18 protein-coding genes are annotated in these 19,118 nt (G+C 71.4%); 4 read left to right on the top strand and 14 right to left on the bottom strand.

The genetic code is table 11. From position 1 onward, the window contains the following. Positions 1-165: 165 nt before the first annotated feature. From O7613_RS00170 to O7613_RS00150, 5 genes are all read right to left on the bottom strand, one after another. Positions 166-1,116, bottom strand: coding sequence for a hypothetical protein (locus O7613_RS00170; protein WP_282291319.1), 951 nt, complete (start codon positions 1,114-1,116; stop codon positions 166-168). Between the two features lie 695 nt (positions 1,117-1,811). Then, positions 1,812-2,279, bottom strand: a complete 468-nt coding sequence (locus O7613_RS00165; RefSeq protein WP_282291317.1) for a hypothetical protein — start codon at positions 2,277-2,279, stop codon at positions 1,812-1,814. Beyond that, the gene (locus tag O7613_RS00160) at positions 2,276-6,565 is read right to left on the bottom strand and encodes a toxin glutamine deamidase domain-containing protein (RefSeq protein WP_282294660.1); all 4,290 of its coding nucleotides are present in this window, start codon (positions 6,563-6,565) and stop codon (positions 2,276-2,278) included. The genes O7613_RS00165 and O7613_RS00160 overlap by 4 nt, the downstream gene beginning before the upstream one ends. 21 nt (positions 6,566-6,586) lie before the next feature. Next, complete coding sequence (locus O7613_RS00155) at positions 6,587-6,943, bottom strand: hypothetical protein (RefSeq protein ID WP_281584847.1); 357 nt, start codon at positions 6,941-6,943, stop codon at positions 6,587-6,589. 3 nt (positions 6,944-6,946) lie between these two features. Continuing rightward, positions 6,947-7,360 (bottom strand): YbaB/EbfC family nucleoid-associated protein, encoded by a 414-nt coding sequence (locus O7613_RS00150; protein WP_282291315.1) that lies wholly within the window; start codon positions 7,358-7,360, stop codon positions 6,947-6,949. 81 nt (positions 7,361-7,441) lie between these two features. On the opposite strand from O7613_RS00150, the gene O7613_RS00145 reads away from it, so the two are divergent. Next, entirely contained in the window at positions 7,442-8,674 is a 1,233-nt protein-coding gene (locus O7613_RS00145) for an SUKH-3 domain-containing protein (RefSeq protein WP_282291314.1), read from the top strand. A gap of 39 nt (positions 8,675-8,713) precedes the next feature. Here O7613_RS00145 and O7613_RS00140 read toward each other — a convergent pair whose 3' ends face one another. Then, on the bottom strand, positions 8,714-9,367 hold the full coding sequence (locus O7613_RS00140) for a hypothetical protein (protein WP_281584850.1): 654 nt from the start codon (positions 9,365-9,367) through the stop codon (positions 8,714-8,716). A gap of 202 nt (positions 9,368-9,569) precedes the next feature. Here O7613_RS00140 and O7613_RS00135 point away from each other — a divergent pair, with 202 nt between their 5' ends. Together O7613_RS00135 and O7613_RS00130 are read left to right on the top strand one after the other, a co-directional pair. Further along, positions 9,570-9,986 carry a hypothetical protein gene (locus O7613_RS00135; protein WP_281584851.1) on the top strand — a complete coding sequence of 139 codons (417 nt, stop codon included), beginning with the start codon at positions 9,570-9,572 and terminating at the stop codon, positions 9,984-9,986. 136 nt (positions 9,987-10,122) lie between these two features. Then, positions 10,123-12,942, top strand: a complete 2,820-nt coding sequence (locus O7613_RS00130) for a hypothetical protein (protein ID WP_282291313.1) — start codon at positions 10,123-10,125, stop codon at positions 12,940-12,942. Here O7613_RS00130 and O7613_RS00125 read toward each other — a convergent pair whose 3' ends face one another. The 4 genes from O7613_RS00125 to O7613_RS00110 are packed head-to-tail and all read right to left on the bottom strand — an operon-like array spanning position 12,943 to position 15,497. Continuing rightward, positions 12,943-13,611, bottom strand: coding sequence for a hypothetical protein (locus tag O7613_RS00125; protein ID WP_282291312.1), 669 nt, complete (start codon positions 13,609-13,611; stop codon positions 12,943-12,945). Further along, positions 13,608-13,838 carry a zf-HC2 domain-containing protein gene (locus O7613_RS00120; RefSeq protein WP_282291311.1) on the bottom strand — a complete coding sequence of 77 codons (231 nt, stop codon included), beginning with the start codon at positions 13,836-13,838 and terminating at the stop codon, positions 13,608-13,610. The genes O7613_RS00125 and O7613_RS00120 overlap by 4 nt, the downstream gene beginning before the upstream one ends. Then, on the bottom strand, positions 13,816-15,072 hold the full coding sequence (locus tag O7613_RS00115; RefSeq protein ID WP_282291310.1) for a GNAT family N-acetyltransferase: 1,257 nt from the start codon (positions 15,070-15,072) through the stop codon (positions 13,816-13,818). Before O7613_RS00115 ends, O7613_RS00120 begins: the two co-directional genes overlap by 23 nt. Before the next feature lie 56 nt (positions 15,073-15,128). Continuing rightward, the gene (locus O7613_RS00110; protein WP_281584856.1) at positions 15,129-15,497 is read right to left on the bottom strand and encodes a DUF3499 domain-containing protein; all 369 of its coding nucleotides are present in this window, start codon (positions 15,495-15,497) and stop codon (positions 15,129-15,131) included. A 156-nt stretch (positions 15,498-15,653) separates the two neighbouring features. On the opposite strand from O7613_RS00110, the gene O7613_RS00105 reads away from it, so the two are divergent. Then, positions 15,654-16,103, top strand: coding sequence for a metallopeptidase family protein (locus tag O7613_RS00105; protein WP_018787548.1), 450 nt, complete (start codon positions 15,654-15,656; stop codon positions 16,101-16,103). Between the two features lie 53 nt (positions 16,104-16,156). On the opposite strand, the gene O7613_RS00100 is transcribed toward O7613_RS00105, so the two are convergent. From O7613_RS00100 to O7613_RS00085, 4 genes are all read right to left on the bottom strand, one after another. Next, positions 16,157-16,417, bottom strand: a complete 261-nt coding sequence (locus tag O7613_RS00100) for a WhiB family transcriptional regulator (RefSeq protein ID WP_013284161.1) — start codon at positions 16,415-16,417, stop codon at positions 16,157-16,159. 459 nt (positions 16,418-16,876) lie between these two features. Then, entirely contained in the window at positions 16,877-17,221 is a 345-nt protein-coding gene (locus O7613_RS00095) for a phospholipase (protein WP_281584857.1), read from the bottom strand. Positions 17,222-17,232: 11 nt separating this feature from the next. Continuing rightward, the gene (locus tag O7613_RS00090; RefSeq protein ID WP_282291309.1) at positions 17,233-18,630 is read right to left on the bottom strand and encodes a DUF4331 domain-containing protein; all 1,398 of its coding nucleotides are present in this window, start codon (positions 18,628-18,630) and stop codon (positions 17,233-17,235) included. Positions 18,631-18,701: 71 nt separating this feature from the next. Beyond that, positions 18,702-18,992, bottom strand: a complete 291-nt coding sequence (locus tag O7613_RS00085) for a hypothetical protein (protein ID WP_282286905.1) — start codon at positions 18,990-18,992, stop codon at positions 18,702-18,704. Positions 18,993-19,118 lie beyond the last annotated feature (126 nt).

The raw sequence follows: 19,118 nt of genomic DNA, 5'->3' as shown, positions 1-19,118 counted from the left end.
CGTATGCGGTCTCACCGGTCGGCGGTGCCGTCCGGCGCACGCGATCTTAACGGCGAACCGGCCCCGGCACCGGAATGTGTTCGACACCTGCCGACCGGCCCGACGGCCGGGTCACACCGTCACCACCCACGGTCACGGTAACCCCGCCCCCGGTCGGGTTCCGGCTCAGTCCGGCAGCCGGGGCAGGACGCTCGTGGCGTCCCCGGCCGGCGGGGCCGGAGGCGCACCGTACACGTTGCCGGCCGGACGGGGCGGCGTCGCGCCGCCGTACACCGTCGGGGCCGGCCCGGGCGTCCCGGAACGGTAGGTGGTGCTGCCGCGCGGCAGCGGGACCGGAGACTCGTCGGCGGCCGGGCCGCCGTCCGTCCGGTCCGCCCGGCTGCGACGCACCAGCAGGACGATCAGTGCGGCGCCGACGACGACAAGCGCGATACCGAACCACATGATGAGGGAACCTCCGAAGGACGATTCGTCGGCAGCGGCGTCGGTGGCGTCGGTGGCCGGGCCGACGGCGGCGACCACCGCCGACGTACCGGCCGTCTCGGCCGGCGTGGACGCGGCGGCGCTGGGCGTGGGCTTGCGGGTCGGGCTCGGGCTCGGGCTCGGGCTCGGCGGACGCTTCGCACCCACCAACCGGGCCGAGCCGCCGGCCCGACCGAGCACCTGACCGTTCGCGGCGCTCGCCTCGCCGGCCAGCTCCAGCCGTCCGCCGATGGCGCCGGCCAGGAACGTCACCCGGTAGCGCACGTTGGCGGACCGCCCCTTGCACAGCGGCCGGTCGACCGGCGCCACCTGGGCGGTCGAGACGGCGCCACCACCCCCGGCGACCGACACCGCCACCCAGCGTCCGCCGGTCGCCACCTCCACCCGGACCTGATCCGCCCGCAGGCCGTCCAACCTCAACCCGAGCGCGGTACGCAGCAGCACGCAACCCTCGGTGCGCTTGCGTACCCCGATCGTCACCGCGCCCGCCGAACCGCCGGCGGTGAACTTGCCGGCCGAGCGCAGGCTGACCCGGTCGCCCTCGGCCATCGCCGGGGACGCCGGGGCGGCCACCAGGCCGCCCAGCATCACGCCGACCGTGGCCCAACGCGCCGCGTGCCGCCTCGCCGACATCTCCACCTCACCGTTCCCGTCCCGGACGAAGATCCGCCGGTCAGGTTACTACCGGGTCTCCCGAACACCCGCCCATCGAGCCCTCGACATGTGTCCCGCGACACCCAACCGGAGTCAGCCCAGGTGGCCCGCTCGCCCTCGCGTTCCACGCCGTCCCACGCCGGCGATGGCGTTGGCGTTGGCGCTTCGAGATCTGACCGGGCAAACAGATGCACCTTGCCCCTGTTCGCACCATTTTCACGCCTCCATAGTGGTGGGTTACCTGGTACGCAGCCGCCGGCCGAGGGCGCCTGCCTACCGAGATTCAAGCGGGCGACCGGCCCAGCAGCGGGGAACCACTCCCCGAATGATCGAGATGGTGGCCAAGGTCTTGATCGACTCCACTTCGGCGAGATGGCGGTATCCCAAGCGCTCAACCCCACCACCTCGGCGGAATGAAGTCGATCAAGCGAAAGTTCCTGCCTATCGGGAGCATCTTCCCACCAGATGGACGACTGAGTGTCTGACCGGAAGCAATCGTGCCTTGCCCTGGCCGCCCCGCTCTTTCGCCGCCGCAGCGGCTCGGAGGACCGGGCTACTTGATAGCAAATGAACCCAAAAGGAAACTTTCCTGACTAGATTTCCGCTTTTCCTGTCAGATGGGAGGTGCATCCCTGTCGGTGCGGCGGGTCGAGTGCCCCGAGTAGGCGGGAGCGTTACGCGCGCTCGGTGTCGCTGCCGGGGACGGCGGTCGCGATGCTGGGGTCGGCTCCCGGGTCGCCGGCCCGCTGGAGCTGCTCCTCGAACATCACGAAGGTGCGCCGCCGTATGCCAGTCACGAGCGCCGCCTCCTCCGGGGTGAACGCACGCCGCTCGGCGACGGCCTGCTCCTCGATGGCCCGCACGGTCTCGTAGAGCGCGAACACCGGCCCGTCGCCCCTCAGATACCGTCCTCGCACCTGTTCGACACGCTGGACAAACCGATCGGCCGACCGCACGAAGACCTCACCGCCGACAGCAAAGATGATCTCGTCAATGATGTCGTTCGCCGCTCGCCAACCGCCGGTCATCCGGTCGAGCCGCCATGCGGTCAGGCCGCCCTCAGCAGTGGGCACGATCTTCACGGGGTTGCGGTAGTAGTCGTAATAGCCGGCGAGGCCGGACTCGTCGGCCACTTCCGTCATGTCTCTCCCCCGCTCAGAGCCGATTGAAGTGCCGCCCAGAAGTACTCGCGCTGGCGCCGGACGATGCCCTCCCGAATCGCTGACTCCTCGACAGAAAGGCTACGCCCCTGCCCCTTGGGAATCGCCTCCAGGTCGCGCCGCACTTCGAACAGGGAGTGCTCCCATTCCGCTACCTGGTCGAGAGCGGCCAGATGCAGCCGGAACTCGCCGATGTGTCCGGTGGAGGTCCGCAGCAAGAGCTGCACGTCTCGATAACCGCTACCTTGTGGGACACGGAACCTGTCATCGAAACCAACCACCTCGACATGCGGGTTTGCGCTGAGGCTGGCTAGCCCCGTGTAGAGGTCGTCCAACGTGCGGTAGGAAACGCGACCGGCGGCGAGATCCTTCAGTAAGGAAGCATCTCCGTCGTATTTCGCCACCTTGTCCTCGGCTCTCACGCGGTCCTTCGGTCCCGGTCTTGGCTCGTAATCCGCCCCGTTCAACGTCCGTTCAGCCAGTTCACGTCCGAGCAGGTCCAGCTCGCGCTGCGCCTTCGCGGCATGCTGGTAAAGCTGGTCCAAGTACTGCCGCCGATACGAAGCGTCGGCGGACCTGGCCGCCTCAAAGCCTGGCTGCACCGCCTCGGGACGCTCGCCTTCGAAGCGTCTGCTGACACTGACCTGTCCTGAGGTAAGCGGGGTCGGATCGACAGGAGGCGCGGTAGCCGCAACGATGGCTTCGGCACCACGCTCGCGAATCTCGCACAGGACGTCTTCCAGGACGGAAATCGCTCTCTGGTGGCTGGCCAGGTGGTGCAGGGTCACCGGCCTGGCGGTCAGCGAGTTCGCGAGTTCCGGAGTTGCCAGCATCATCCGGACCAGGTCGGGCCGCTCCGCGAGCTGCCCTACCAGCGTCTCGGCCAGCAGTTCCTCCCGCCGTGGCGGTGCCTCCCAACTCTGGTCGAGCATCCGCTGGACGCGCGGGTCGGCGAGCAGGCCGGTCAGCTCACCGGCGGCGGTCTCGTCCAAACCCGGTACGAGCCGTCGGAGCGTCGGCCCGTCGGCGTGCTGCGCCAACTCGACGGGCGTCACCCCGGCGGCGAAGGCGTCCTCCAGGCTGCCACTCGTCGCCAACGCGTCCCGGACATAGAGCCCGGCGGCGATCCGGGCCGCGTGCGCCTCCCGGTGCGACCGGCGGACCCGATCCGGCTCCGGCTCGCCCGGCGACACGCCGCCAGGCGACACACTGCCCGGAGGGACGCTCCCCGGGGAAGCACTGCCGGAAGGCGAGATGCCCGCCGGGCGGTGGAAAGTGGTGGACTCGCCGAGCAGGTGGACACGGTTGAAGTCCGGCGGCGGCCCGCCGTCGTACGGCAGCGGGTCCGGAGGACGTGGCGGTGCCGCGCGGTGCCGCGGCTCGGGCAGCACGTTGTAGGCGCCGGGCGGTCGACCGGCGAGCGGCATCGGCCGGCCGTCCGGCCCGAGGACCAGCGCGTCGATGCCCACCACGTTGCTGTCGAGCGGAACGCCGCGGTGGCGGTAGAGCGGTTGGCCCGCCACCACCCCCGTCTGCGGATCGAGGTAGAGGACCGTGCCGTTCTGGTTGAGCGCCACCCAGGCGTGCGAACCGCCGCCCTCGAAGCTGGTGATGAGAAAGGCGTAGCTGCCGTGACCGCCCGCCGCCAGTTGCGCGTGCAGGTCGCGATAGCCGCTCTCGACAAGGATCCGCGGGTCCCGGCCGGGGCGATCGGGCCCGCACAGGTCCTGGAAACGCCCGCCGGTCGTCTCCTCGACCCGCAGCGGTCCGTCCAACTCGCCGCCGACCGGCCGATGGACGTCGCCCGCCAGGTAACCATCGAAGGTACGCGGCGCGGCAACCCGCGGCCGGCCGTGCATCCACGTGTCGTAGAGCGAGAGCGTGCAGTCGAGGCAGTTGATGCCCCGGGTGGCGTCGGCGGTCGGCCCGCCGTCGTTCGCCAGTCGGAACCACCCACCGCGCCGGGGGTCGGCGGTCCGGAGCACGGTGCCGTCCGGGTTGCGGGGCATCTGCCGTTCGAGGTCGGTCTGGTGCAGGGCGAGGGGAGGCCGAAGGCCACCACGCCGACCGTAGGGACGGGACCGGTCGACCGGCGGTGGGTGGCCGTGGCCGGTGAGCGCGGAGTGGTCGGCCGTCTCCACCGCGCCGAGGGCCAGGTCTGCCACGTCGTCGTTGATCCGATAGAAGTCGAGATCGTCCTCGACCATCACCCGCTCGGGTGCCTGCTTCCCGGCGAGGACGTGCCGTGCCTCTTCACGCAACTCAGACGCCTCGATGCCGGCCTCATGCGCCTCTCGGTGCCAACGCTCGGCTGCCAGGGTGCGTCCCGCTCGGCGGAGTTCCGTAGCCTGTGCCGCCCAGTCGCTGGCCCGCTCCTCGTGATAAGCAGCGCGTTCGTGGAGCCAGTCCGCCCTCGTCTGACGCCGACGGTCCTCGAACCAGTCCCGTTGAGATCGCAGATAACCTCGATAGCGACGCCGATCGAAGGCTTCCCGGTCGGCCGCCAGGCGCGCTGCCCTCTCCTGCTGGGCATGAGAGCTCGGGGGCGTCGAGTCGAGTGGGCTGGAGACGCCCGGTAGTGCAGGTGTCGAGTGCTGTGGGGCCAACGTCTCCAGAAGCGGGAAGCGAGCATTCGGCAAGTTCCGTACATCAGGGGACACCGCCGGCCCCGGCGGAACTGGTGCGGGGACCGATGGGGCGGTCACCGGCCCGGGCTGCACGGGACCGGTCATCGGCGAAGCCCGGTCCGGAGACGGGGGCGCCGCCGCATGCGAAGCCTCGGCGGCCGATGTGCTGGACGAGGTCGGAGCCGCGGGCGCCTGCACCGACGCCGACTGGTGTGGAGAGCCGGTGTCGGGCACGACGGACGTGGTCACCGAGCCGCCCCGGGTGTCGGCCGGACCGGCCAGCGAGGTGCCGGCGGCGGGCACGTCGGTGGCTACCGAGGACAGGGTCGGACTCGCGGTGTTGGACAGGTGCACCGGACTGGCCGTCGCGATGCTCGGCCCTGCGTCCCCCGCAGCAGTCGGCGCTGGGGTAATCACCTCCGGGTCCGGTCGCGTCGGGTCGGCCGGGGCGGGGTGGTGCGTCGCGGTATCGGCCGTCGGCAGGGCCACCGGTGGCGAGGTGACGGCCAGGGGGTGACCGACGGCCGGATCGCCGGGGTGGGCGGGGGACGGTCCGGTGGACACTTGCGCCGGGGCGAGTCCGGCCGCCTCGATGCCGGGCGGCACGTCCAGGCCGACCGGCGGAGCGGTGAGGCCGCCCAGCTTTCCGTCGAGCCGGTGGTGCAGCGCCGTGTCGGCCTGCCCGGTGGCGGATCCGCTCACCCCGGAGGCGGCGGCGCGGGCCAGATCCTCCACCGACGGGCCCTGGCCGGTGGCGAGGCCCGCCGCAGTCTCGGCGAGGCTCTCGCCTGCCATCTCCCGCCCGAAACGCTCCCCGATCTGCGCGAACCGCCCGCTCGCATGCCGCCCCAGGCCGGCGAGGGGCGCGGCGGCGCCACCGGCGAATCCGCCCAGGCCCGACGCGCCCACGTCGGTCAGGTCCAGGCCGTCCCGGCGACCGGTGGAGTTCTGGTACGCCTGGGTCGCCAGACTGGTGCCCGCCTCCTGCCCGGCTTCCATCAGACCACCGAGCACCGCCTTACGGGCGAGCCCCCGGGCGCCGCTCTTGACGACCTCCTTCGCGGCCCGTTCGCCCGCCTCTTTCAGCCCTTCCCTGATCGCCTTGCGAGCCAGTTGAGCGACAAGCCGTTTGAAGATCTGCTGCACGGCGACCCGGGTGGCGGCGACCGCGGCGCCGGCCGCCGGCGACGCCGCGCCCAGTGTGAGCGCCGTGACCACCGCGAGGGACAGCAGCTCCACGACCAGGATGCCCAGCTCGATCCAGGCTTCCAGCTTCGCGCCCTCGATGTCGCAACCGCAGGAGTCGACCAGCCGCCCCAACTCGTCGGTGGCGGCCACGAGGACGTGCAGCGGGGCGTCCTCGCCCCCGGCGACCTTGTCCCAGGCCGTGTCGAACGCGTGGGCCACCAGCCCGACCCCGCCGTACCCGCTCTTCACCTCGCCGGCCGCCGCGGTGGCGTCGTCGCGTGGGCCGGCCAGGACGCCGGCCACGCCGTACCACCGGTCGGCCAGGTCCCAGACGGCGCGCTCGTCGCCCTCCGGCCACTCCACGCCGACCACCCAGTCGAGTGCCTCGTAGATCCAGCCGGGCACGTCCCAGGGGCAGTAGTCGAGCGGATGTGGGATCGGGCTGGGCAGCATGCTCACGCGCGGGTCCTCCGGTCAGCGCCAGGGCCGATGCGGGTTGTGCCGTTGGTGCGGGAGCTTCCCGAGATCGCGGGCGGCGCTCAGGTCCGTCTCCACGGTCGCGGTGACCGAACGGACCACGTCGGAGCCGATCCCGTCGAGCGACCGGCCGAGCAGTTCCCACGCCCGCAGCAGCGTCTCGGCGTACCCCTGGTATTGCTTGTCGAACGCGGCGCCGATGTCGTCGCGTCCCCACGGGCGCCGCGCGCCCGCCGCGGCGATCGGATCTCCGGTCTCGCGCCGGGCCGCGGTCACCGCCCTCCCGGTCGCTGCCAGGTCGGCGCCACCGCGCCGGGCCCGGTCCGCGTCCAGCCAGATCTCCTCCCGGGCCACCTGTCACTCGCCGCGCGCGGCGACGGCGTCGGCCCGGCCGAGCAACGCACCGAAGTCATGGGTACGCAGGAAGTCGACCGACGACGAGCCGGGTGGCAGATAGCCGGAGACAAGCTCACGGGTGGCGTCGGACGCGGCGGAGGACGCGCGCAGCACGGTTTCGGTGATCTTCCGGCTCAACGCCCGGGCGTCCCGGTCGTGGAACACACCGGGGCTCACCTCGACGCTGATCAGCTCGCCCCGCGCCCCGACCACCGCGGTGACCTGACCGTCGGCGGAGCGTTCGGTCACCCGCAACTCGGTCAGCTCACGCTGGAGTTCGTCCAGACCGGACCGGAGTCGCTGGTATTGCCCGTACACCTCGTCGAACCGCGCCCGAAGTGCACGGTTCGCATCCCGATCCACACTCTCGGCCACCACCGCACCCCTCCCGTCACCGTGGGTAGGGCCGACCATACCGGGTGCCACGAACTCCGTGGGGTCCGGTAATTTCAGGTGGTGATCGAGCGACAGCAGGCCGAGCAGATCGCCTCGGTGTGGGCGCGGCGGGACTCCGACCGCCTCGGCTTTCCCTGCACTGCGGTGATCGAGGAGTTCGACCTGGGCTACGTGATCGTGTCCACGGTGTCCACCGAGGCTCGTGCCCTGCCCGGCGACCTGCCGACCACGGTCATCGACAAGGAGACCGGCGAGGTGTCCACCTGGCCCCGGGTGCCGGCGGACGCGGTCGAGCAGATGTACCGCCAACGCCGGCCGACCGAGCCGCGCGCCCCCCGCACCGTCGATCCGGCCGGGCAACTGCTCCGCGAGCTGACCCGGCTGCCCACCCCCGGCGCCGCGGCACACCTCACCCTGAACGGCCGGCGGCACGTCGCGCAGGGCGCCAAGGGCGACGTCGAGTTGCGGCACCATCCGCTCGTGCGGTCCTACCTGGACGCTCTACCCGCCGGCCACCTGGTCCGGGGCGGTGAGCGGCACGCCGAGATGATCGTCGTCTCCGACGCGCTGCACGAACACGACCACCGCCGCGCCGCCGAAGGGCTCCCGCCGCTGTCCGACGAGGATGCCCGCCGCCTGTTGGCCACGGGCCGACTCGAGTGCTTCCGCGTCCGCGAATCGGGTGATCCCGCCGGCGGTCCGTCCGACCTGCGCTGCGAGTCGTGCATCCGGTTCCTCGTGCATTTCGACGTGCTGCCCTGGCCCGAGCTGGCCTACGCCGAGGAATGGCGCCCGGATCCGCAGACACCCCCCGATCGCGACCGGTTCCCCACCGAGGTCGCGGACGCGCTCGTGATCGCCGGCTGGCGACCGCACTTCGGGGATGAGGTGTCGGCTGCCACCTCGATCCGGAAGGTCACCGAAGTCAGTGGCACGCAGCACGACCATGTTTCCTTCCCGGCCGCCCTCGCGACGCTCACCGCCTTTCCCGGGCTGGTGAGCGCCCGGCAAGGTCCAGGTGAGGCGGTTTGGATCTCGCGTTTCGAAGTTCGACCGCGAAAGGTCGCGCACAGCGCCGACACCCTTGCCGACTTCGGCGCGGTCCTGGGCACCCGCCTCTTCCCGCTGGGCAGCGAGCGTCAGGAGAGCATCCTCGCCGTCGACGAGCAGGGCCGGGTCTTCGCGCTCGACCAGGCCGGCGAGTGGTTCCTCGGCACCGACATCGACGCCGCACTCACCACGCTGCTGCTCGGCCGTGCCCCCGCCCGGGTGCGCGACGACGGCACCTGGTGAGCCGCGGGCTTCAGCGGCTCACCCCGACCGGCGCGGGTCTCAGCGCAGCAACTGCACCAGGTTGCGGCGGACCAGATTCTTGCCCGGCTCGCGGATCGCGTCCATGGCCGCCGCGTTGAGCAGGACGCAACTGCCCGAGGGCCCGGTGATCGTCACGGTCACCACCCGGTTGTTGTCCAGGTTGGTCACCCGCAGCCGGGTACCCACCGGGAACTGACCGCTGGTGGCGGCCGGGGCCCCGCCCTCGGCGGAGAACGTGATCGCCCCGGTGCAGGCGCTGCCGCCGACCGGCTGGGCGTTGCCCGGGCGGGTCTCGACCGGCTGCGCCTCACCGGGAACCGGAGCGGTGCCGTCGAGACGTTCCACCACGTTGCGGCGGATGACGTTCTTGCCCGGCTCGCGTACCAGGTCCATGGCGGCGGCGTTGAGCAGCACGCAACTGCCCGACGGCCCGGTCACCGTCACGGTCGTGGCCTTGTCGTTGTCCAGGTTCGTCACCCGCAGTCGGGTGCCCACCGGGAACCTGTCACTTGTCGCCGCGGGCGGGCCGCCCTCGGCCGAGAAGGTGACCGACCCGGCGCAGACCGCTCGCCCGGCCGGCGCGGTCTGCGCGAAACCCATCCCCGTGCCCACCGAGACGACCACGCTGGCGGCCACCGCCATGGTCGCCGCCAGCACATGCTTGCGCTGCACCTTCACGTTCTCTCCCGTCGTCGGTGTCGTTCGATGCCTGGTACGGATGGGAGGGCCGGACCGTTCATTCCACCGGACCGATGTACACGGAGAGCGACGAGTGTGATCTGTCCGAGATCTTGCAGCTCGCGTCCGGTGCGCCGATGGGATGCTGAGGCACCCGCACCGGACCGGAATCCCACCTCTCGACAGGAGTCCCCGTATGTTCGTCGCGCTCGTCACCGCCGCCACCGTCGGGCTCGCGCCGGGTGCCGCCGTCGCCGCCTCGGAACCCACGATCTCGGTCAACTGGCTCGGCACCGCCGACGTCCGCGCGCACACCGCCACGGTGGGCGGACGGTTCGACTGCGGCGACGAGCGCGGCCTGGCGTACATCGAGGTCCACCTCGGCCAGCGGGTACGCCGTGCCTCGGTCACCGGCTTCGGCTTCGGCGTGATCGGCGCCTGCACCGACGAGCGCACCGCCGGCACCTGGACGTCGACCATTCCCGCCGACCAGGGCGCCTTCCGGGGCGGGCCGGCCAGCGTCACCGCGCGCCTGGTCGTCGAGCCCAACTCGCTCACCGAGACCACCGAACCGCTGCGCCTCGTCGCGAATTGCTCCCACCACCGGGCGTGATCCGGTGATGGGCGGCCGGCGGTGTATCGGATAGCTGACAGGACATTGCCTTCGACCAGCAATTGACCGTTTCCCCGACGGAAAAGGGCCGAGTACAGGATCGAGTTTCCTGGTTGTCCTGTCCCACAGTGTCGGCATGCCCTCTTCGAGATCTCGAAAGCTGCGTACCCTGGCCGCCGCCGCTTCGGCGCTCGGTCTCGCGATCGTCGCGATCGTCTGGGGTCTGCGTGGCGTGGAGGTGACCAGTTGGCTGGCCGGTGTCGGTAGCTTCGTGGCGGCCGTCGCGTCGCTCTCCGCCGGCACCGGCGGCCAGCTCCCCCGTCGGCTGGGGCACCGCTTCACGGCGAGCCTCGGCGGACGGATCCGCCGGGTGGCCCTCTCCGGTGAGGGCGACAGCACATTCCACGCCACGAGTGGCGGTGTGATCGAGGACATCCGGGCGACCGGGACGCCTGTCACGTCGACGGCGCTTCCCGAGCCCGCCCCGGCGCGGGACGACGCCGTCGCCACCGAACCCGTCATCCGGGTGGTCGACGGTCTGATCGACCGCGGCGATCAGTTGCGTGCGGTGCTGGGTGGCATCCGCGAATCCGGCCGGGGGACCTTCGCGGTGGTCGGCGGGCACGGCATGGGCAAGAGCTCGTTCCTGTCCCTGCTGCGCGACGCCGTCCGCCGGGAGTTCCCGGACGCGGTGCTGATGCCGATGCGACCGCAGGAGTCGCCGGAGTTGTACGGGCTCAGCGACGCCTACAGCGGCCAGTACGGGTCCGCGGTCACCCCGGCCGTCGCCGCCCTGCTCCTGGACAAGTCGGCGCAGTTCCTCGGCGACCTGGTGCAGGACGTGGTCGGACAGTTCGGCACCTTCGTCGTCGCGAAGGAGGGGGTGCCGCGCGCGTCGAACGTCACGATGAACAACACGTTCGTCGCGAAGTCCTGGGGCGCCATCTCCAACGCCCAGGTCGACGTCAACGTGAAGGGTCCGGCGGAGAGCGCCATCGAACGGCTGAGTCGGGCCCAGCGACGCGTCGACGACGCCTTCCTCGCCGACTGGCGCGCCTTCCTGGCCGGCCGGCGGGCGATCCTCATTCTCGACGGATTCGAGACGCTCATCGACGACGCGGTGGGACAGTGGTTCGTACGGCTCGCCCGACGCCTGCCGGACACCGCGGTGGTGCTGTCGCTGGTGCCGCGCGAGTATGCCGAGCACGGCCGCCGGGTCCTGGATCCGGACCTCATCGAGGAACTTCCGCGGTTCACGGTGGCCGAGGCGCACTCCTACCTGACGTACCATTTCGGCGACCGGGCCGGGATCCGCCTGGCGCAGGCGGTCACGAAGTTCACCGGCGGTCATCCGTACGGCCTCCGGCTCGTCCGGCAGTTCATCACCGCCCATCTCGACGAGGCGCTGGTCCCGGGCCGCCTGCGGGAGATGTTGATCGACCTCTCCGACGGCGGTGACCCGCAGCTCGACCGGCTGGTCCGCGAGGTGATCCAACCCGACCGGAACCCGAGCGTGTGGCGGGTGGCCGAGGTGGCGTCGCTGTTGAACAGCTTCGACGTGCCGATGCTCGTCGACCTGCTCGGCAGCGAGGATCCCCCGGCCGGTCCGGAGCAGGTGAGCAACGCGGTACGACAGATCGAGCGGCTCGGTCTGCTCGATCCGCTGTCGGTCGCCGGTCGGTTCCGCCTGCACGACTTCATCCGGCCGGCGATGTCCGAGGCGGTCCGGCGGTTCACGCCGGACCGGTGGACGCGCATCCACAGCCGGGCGGCCGGTTACTACTACCGCCAGATCACCGAGATCGAGTCGAAGACGGAAACGGCGTACGGGTCCTGGTTCAAGTACGAGGACGCCGTGTGGCAGATGCACGAGACCGAATGGATGTACCACTCCGCCCAGTTGTCCGGCGATCGGGACCTGACCCGGGCGCAGTTCGTCGTGCTGTTCCTGGAGGCGTTCTGGTGGTGGGGCCTGTACGTCGACTTCGCGTTCTGCCACCAACTGCTGGAGAGCTGGCAGCGGGCGGCGCAGAACGACATGGACCGGGATCTGCTCGACGAGATCCGCCGCTTCCACGCGAACTATCCGACCGGTCCGGACAAGCCGGCGGGTGAGCATTGGACGGAGGCCCGGCACGCCCTGCGTACGGTGGGAGAGCTCTGCGGGGTCCGCCACGGCTGGCAGGCTCCGGGCCGGTCGCCGGAAGCCGAGGGGGTCTACCGTCGGGCGTGGCTCTACCTGCGGCTGTTCATCGCCCACACGTTCTGGTACGACAATCGGTTCGCCGACGCCGAGCGGGCCTACCGGCAGTTGGAGTCGGAGTTCGCCGACCTCGACGACGACTGGATGGTCGCCTGGCTCTACTTCGAGTGGGCGGAGGTCGCGTACGCGGCGGGTGACCGCGGGTCGGCCGCGGCCCGGTGCCGCCTGTCGAGCGGGATGATCCGCCGGGTGGCGGAGGCGGGTGAGGTCGACTCGGAGTTGCTGGCGTATGTGCACCGGCTGCTTGCCGACCTGTTGCACGACGCCGATCCGGTCGCCGCCGCGCGGGAGTACGGGCAGGCGGTCAAGCGGGCCTTCGTGTTCCATCGCATGGCCAACTCGCTCGATCCCGTGGTCAGCGCTCCGGACGAGTACACCAGCCAGTTCTACGAGGAGATGACGACCCGGGCGGCGGGCCGGGTGCCCGGGTGGGCGGGGCACGGCTCCTTCCCGGACATTCTGGCGGCTCTGGTCGAGCCGACCGCGGGCGAGGCGCCGGACGTCGTGCGCCTCGACGCGGACGGTCCGGCGCTGGCCGCCGCGCTCTTTCCGCGTGGGCCCCGGCCGAATGAGCTGTACCAGCGCAGGGGGCCCTTCACCGACTACTGGGGGGACGTGGTGGAACGGCTGGACCTGGACGCCGGGGTCGAGCTCGACACCATCGACCGGCTCACCGAGGCACTGCGGGGCTGATCAGTCGCCTGTGGTCAGCCGGAGGCGGTCCACCAGCCAGTCGGCCTGCCAGCGTCGTTCCTCGTCGTGGCGGTCACCGCCCGGTTCGGGGCGGCGGGCCTGCGCTGCCCGTGCCGCGACATAACCGAGCGCGGGGGCCGGGTAGGTGCTGGCCATCTCGACCGCGTCGGCGAGGTAACCGCACACCAGGGCGGCCGGTTGTCGACCGGCCCGCGCCGCCGTCTCCTGCCGGCGCAGCGCCAGCTCCCGCAGGCCGGTGAGCGGGCCGGGGCCGGGGGGTGACCCGCCGGCCGGTGACGCCAGCAGCCGTTCGGCCGCCTCGGCCAGGTGACCGTCGTCGAGGTCGCCGCACTCGGCGGCGGCGTGCCCGGCCGTCCGGCCCACGCATGCCCGGGCGAACGCGGCCGACGTGTCGGGGTTCCATTCGGACACGCGAGCCGACAGTCGGGCACGTCGCCCGACGACCTTGCGGCCCACCACGGTGACCGGCCCGTCGAACTCGATCGACCACAGTTCGTCGTGGAGCCAGTAGGGCAGGTCCGTGACCCGGCAGGCGTACAGCCCGCGGTGGCACGGTGAGACCTCGGTCGTCTCCAGCCAGTCGGTGGACCAGACGTGGCCGGAGAAGGGCCCGACCCGGCCCGCGCCGAGAAACTTGTAGTACGTCACGACGGGGTGCCTTCGGGCGTCGGGGCGGCCAGGTGCTCCGGGACGTGCCGGCCGGGAAGCGCGGCGAGGCTGCTCCGGACCAGTTGTGCCTTGCGGACGTGCTGAAGGCAGGAGGGGCAGGTCAGCAGATGCATCTCCACAAGTTCCCGCGAGTCCGCGGCCATGGTGCCGTCGGCCAGCCGGGCGGTGAGTGTCACCACCCGGTCACAGCGCAGGAAGGCGTCCATCCTGTTCCTCCCCGTCGAGTCGCTTGTCGATGAGCGCGACCACCTCGGCGCGGGCGGCGCCGACCAGTTCCTGGTATTCCTGTTCGTCGCGCCCGACGAGGGGGGCCGCCTCGGCGGGCGCGACGCCGAGCACGTCGGCCAGGACGAGGGCGACCCGTGGCAGCGGGGGCAGCCGCCGGACGGCCTGCGCGACCAGGTGCGTCAGCGGCATGTCGTCGGTCCACTCCGGCGGGTCGGTGCGCCACCACCCGGCCCACGGGTCGTCCTCGCCGGCGAACCACCACTGGAGCACGCCCTCGTCGGCCGGATCCGCCGAGACGAAGAGCAGCCCGTCGTCCGACAACGCGTCGAGCAGCGCGGTCAGCACGGCGACCCGTGGTCGGGGCAGCCGTTCGCCGGCGGCGAGCCGGGCCAGCACGCGCGCCCAGACGGCGTCGAGCACGGCCCCGGCACGGTCGTCGGTGGCGAACAGGTCGAGCGCGGCGGCGGTCGCCGGGTAGTCCCGGCGGAGCAGTTCGGTCGCCACGTCGAGGGTCGGTATCTCCGCGTACCGGTCGGGGGGCAGCGGGGTGAACGCGGCCGGCTGCCGTTCGACGGCCGCCAGCAGGGCGGCGAATTCGGGGTCGTCGTGGACGTCCGGCCCTTCGGCGTCTTCGTAGTAGTCGACGACGAACGACCGGACGAGGTCCTGCGGGACCGCCGCGTCGCCGGGACGGGCGGCGAGGAACATGCCGCGTTCCCGGGGCTCGTCGTCGCGTACCCGTGGTTGGACGAAGGGGACGGGCAGCAGGCCGAAGCCGGCGCGCTGGTAGAAGCGCAGCCGGGCGGCGGGGTCGCCGAAGTCACCGGCGGCGTGCGCGCGGGGGTCCTCGACCTCGGCGAGCACCACCTCGGCTTCGGCGCGCCGCCGCCAGGCCGGCAACACGTGGTCGAGCAGGACCGCACCGACCCCGCTGCCCCGCAGGCCGGGGCGGACGGCCAGATAGCTCAGCAGCAGCACCCGCTCGAAGGTGTCGGTCACGATGACGCCGACGGGAGAGCCGTCGTGCAGGGCGACGGCGGCCCACGTCGCGTCGCACGTGGCGATGGAGTCGAAGCTCACCAGCTGGTCAGACGGGAAGCTGGGCTCGAGAACCTCCTGGTATGCCCGCCGCAGCAGCGCGGGGTCCGGATCCGTCGACAGGTCACGTAGATGGATCCGCCCGAGGGCCGCGTCGACGGTCGGCGGGATCATGTCCACATCCTCAGCCCCGGATGACCCACCCCGCAAGTGGCCTGAAGTCTCGGGCGTCAGTGGTTGGGCGGGATCACCCGGAGATGGCCCCGGCGGCCCTGCTGGGGGGTCGGGGGCTTGGACTTGTCGTCCTCGGGCGGACGGGGTGGGGCCGGGCGGGCGGCCTCCCGGACCGCCTCGGCCAGCGCGACGAGGTCGTCAGTGGTGGGCGGCGGCGGCTCGAACTCGCCCTCGTGCCGCACCACGTCCCATCCGCGCGGCGCGGTCAGGCTGCGGGCGTGCTGCTCACACAGGTCGTACGTGTGCGGCTCGGCGAACGCCGCGAGCGGGCCCACCACCGCCGTCGACTCGTTGTAGACATAGGTCAATGTGGCGACCGCTTGCCGGGGGCAGCCGTTACGGGAGCAGCGCCGTGGTGACCTCACGTGCGGCAGGGTATCCCCATTACCGGGTTCGGCGCACCGCTTCGCGTTACGACACGCCCGTCATGGTGATCACAATCTGTCCGCCTCGGCGCACCGGCACGCCGGGCGGGCCGCGCGACGGCGAACGGGCCCGCTCACCGGGCTACCCTGTCGGTCATGACGAGCCCGCAGAACCGCCGCCCCGGCTCCGGCCGGCGCACCCATCGCGACCGGCACGGTCGAGGGCTGCGCGGGCGGCTGGTGCCGGCCACCGTGCCGCTGGCCCGGACCAAGGCCGAGGTCTTCGACGACCTGGTGCTCGACACGGTGGAGACGCTCGAACGCCGGTTCGCCAAGGAGCTGGCCGGGGTGGAGTTCGCCGTCGAGGACGTGCCGCCGGATTTGAACGTCTACGACTCGGACGTGCTGGAGGACGGCGAGGTGCCGCTCGCCCGGCTCCTGCCGGGCCGCCCCGGCCGGCAGGAGGTGCCGCCGCGCATCGTGCTCTACCGGCGGCCACTGGAGTTCCGCGCGATGGACCGGGAGGACCTGGCGGATCTCGTGCACGACGTGATCATCGAGCAGGTGGCGAACCTGCTCGGGGTCGACCCCGACGAGTTGGCCTGACCCACGTCGACCCACGGGCCGGGCGGCCCCCACCGCCCCGGCCCGTACGCGGGTCAGGCGGCGACGCGCCGCTTGAGCTTGCGCCGCTCCCGTTCGGAGAGGCCGCCCCAGATCCCGAACCGCTCGTCGTGGCCGAGCGCGTACTCCAGACATTCCGTCTTGACTTCACACCGCGAGCAGATGCGCTTCGCCTCGCGGGTCGAGCCGCCCTTCTCGGGAAAGAACGCCTCCGGGTCGGTCTGCGAGCAGAGCGCCCGCTCCTGCCACTCCGGCGCGTTCCCGAGCAGGTCGGCCACCTCGAGCTGGCCGTCCATCAATTGCCTCCTTGTCGCGCACCGGCGTCATTCGCCGCTGCAACCCCCCACGCGAAAGGCGTGCGTGTCCGTACGGGCACGATTTGATGCGTTCCGTGCGAACAACCCCATTCAAATTACACGCGTGTAATGCGTGCGCCGTCAAGCCAAACTTGATAATGGAGTCGCCCTCCCGACACGACCGGGACGACCGCTGCGGTCGCCCGTAGCCTCGCAACCTGCCCTATCGATTCAGACCCCGGACGAGTAACGCCCCTGCCGGCGAGTTGCCCCAAGTTTTCTGCCGTGGCGCGACACCGGCGGGCCGACCGGGCGCCCCCGCCGGCCGTCGCCCCAAGATCACCAATGGTGGGGGAAAGGGTAACGCGCTCGACCGGGTATCGCTCGTCGAGCCGGCCAACGTCGACCGCGCCCCGTCCAACATGTGGACGGGGCGCGTAGGGTGGACGGAGCGGTCGATCAGTCGTTTCTGGTCGGTGAGCTGGTCGGCCAGACGAACTCGGCGATCGACCCGCCGGGGACGGAAATCGTGCCGGCCGGCGTGTCCTCGTCCCACCAGACGGTATAAACGCCCGCTTCCAGGTCCGGGTAGACCGCACTGTGGAACACGCCGTCCTGGACATGCCGTTCCCGCACGGCGGAGTGGGTACGCGGGCCGTCCCGGTCCGCACGGCTGATCTCGATCTCGCGCCCGTGCAGGTCCCGCCCGGTGTGGATGATCAGCGCGCCGGAGTCGCCACCGAGGTCCAGCATGACGCTGCCACTGAACGACGGCCCGAGGTCGTGGTGCCGGTGGTTGTGCATCCCGCGCCCCGTCAGGACTTCTTCGCCGGCGGGTTGTTGAACCCGTCGTACGGCGTACCGAGGAACGGGAAGTCGGCGAGGAACGGCGCGGTCACGTCGGTGGCGTCCAGACCCGGCGTGACGGCCGCCGCCGCCGCGTCCGGCTTGAACGTCTTGTCCACAAGCGGCACGGTGAGTCCGGCGATCGCCCGCAGCGCGATCGTCACCACGTCGTCACCGACCCGCCGGCCGTTCGGGAAACCGGCCAGGTCGCCGCCGAGCACCCCGAACCGGTCCGGCTTGGCGCTGGGTCGGATCGCCGTGTTCAACCGCAGCACGTCGGCCTGCGTGTCGCCGGTGGTGTTGGCGAAGCCGTTGATCAGCCCGGCCGGTACGCCGGTCAGCAGGATCGCCACCAGATCGGCACGCGGCTTCTTCGCCTTGTTCAGCTTTTCCAGGTTCGGAAACACCCCCGGGTAGAGCACCGGCAGCAATGCGGCCAGCTCCGGCCGCTCGACGAACCCGGCGAACCGCTTGTCGTCCGACGGCGGCAGCGTGTTCCACAGGTCCTTCTTGGACATCGGCACGATGACCTCGTTGAACAACGGGTTGCCGAGGCGTGACACCTGGACGAAGGGGCCGGTGGCGGTGTCCGCCGACACCCGGTCCCCGAGCACCCGGACCTGCTGGCGGGACGCGCTGGTCCAGACGCCGATGGTGGACGCGCGGTCGGCGTAGCCGTACCGGCTGGCCTTGCGGCGGACCTTGCTCAACGGCACCTGGACGGCGATGCTGTGCACGTTCAACCGGTCCAGCGCGTTGACCGGCTCACCCTCGGTCTTGAACAGCTTCTTGCCGGCCACGTGCAACTGCTGGAACGGCCGCAGCGTGCCCAGGTCGAACACCGCGCCCAGGTCGACGAAGAAGCCGTCGGCCCGCTGGCCGGCGAAGACCTTCTCCCCGGTGGACAGCTTGAACGTGGCCTGCCGCACCAGGTTCTGGTAGTTCGGCGTGGACAGCGGGCCGACGTTGCACGGCGGGCAGGGCAACTTGTTCGCCAGCACGTGCTCGCGGCCGTCCGCCACCCGGGTCAGCTTGTAGAACTGCCGCCGGTTCCAGTTCTTGCTGTCGAGCGACTCGATCGGGCCGGTGTTGTAGAGAAAGCTGTTCTGGTTCGTGATCTCGGTGGTGAACTCGAAGCGGTACGTGACGTCCGGGTAGCCGTCGCCGTCGTTGTCGACGTGGATCTCGTACCGCACGTCGTCGCCGAACTCGAAGAAGTTGGGACCGCCGGACGGAAGCTGAACCGGCACGTAGTTGGCGATCAACGTGACCGTGTCGGGTCGGCTCGGGCTGACGAACGCGTACAGGTCGGAGCTGTCGGCGACCGGATCCTTGGCGATTTCCGGGGCCTCGCGGTGAGAGGACATGGCGGACCAAACCTTCGTCGGGGGACGTGAGTCGGACCGGCGCCGGGAGCCCGCGCCGGGAGGGAGCGGGATCAGCGACGGGCGGCGCGCACCAGACGGTCGGCCAGGCCGCGGTCGCGTACCTGGACCCGGGTCGTGCCGACGAAGACGTCCATCGTGCCGGTGGCGGCGTCCCGGAGATGGACCACGATCGGCTCGTCCCGCCGGCTCGCGGACGGGGAGTTCTGGGCGGCGGACAGGCCCGGCACGGTGAGGGCAGCCGCGCCGAGCGTGGCGCTCGCGGCGGCGGTAAGCGTCTGCCGGCGCGTCAACCGCGGCCAGGTCCGCCGCTTGGGCGCGTCGGTGGTCTCGTCAGTGCTCATCGGCAACCTTTCCGGACCGGCGCCGTAGCGCCGCGGGGGCCGGGCACCCGGACGCCGCCGGATCCCCGGGCTGGGGTCACCGGCGGCGGTCCTCGCCGCAACCGCCGCCGGCATCCACAGGTACGG

It is taken from the genome of Micromonospora sp. WMMD975 (assembly GCF_029581215.1).
GTDB lineage: Bacteria > Actinomycetota > Actinomycetes > Mycobacteriales > Micromonosporaceae > Micromonospora.
The sequence above is the reverse complement of the archived record's forward strand: the minus strand, read 5'-3'. Positions and strand labels throughout refer to the sequence as shown.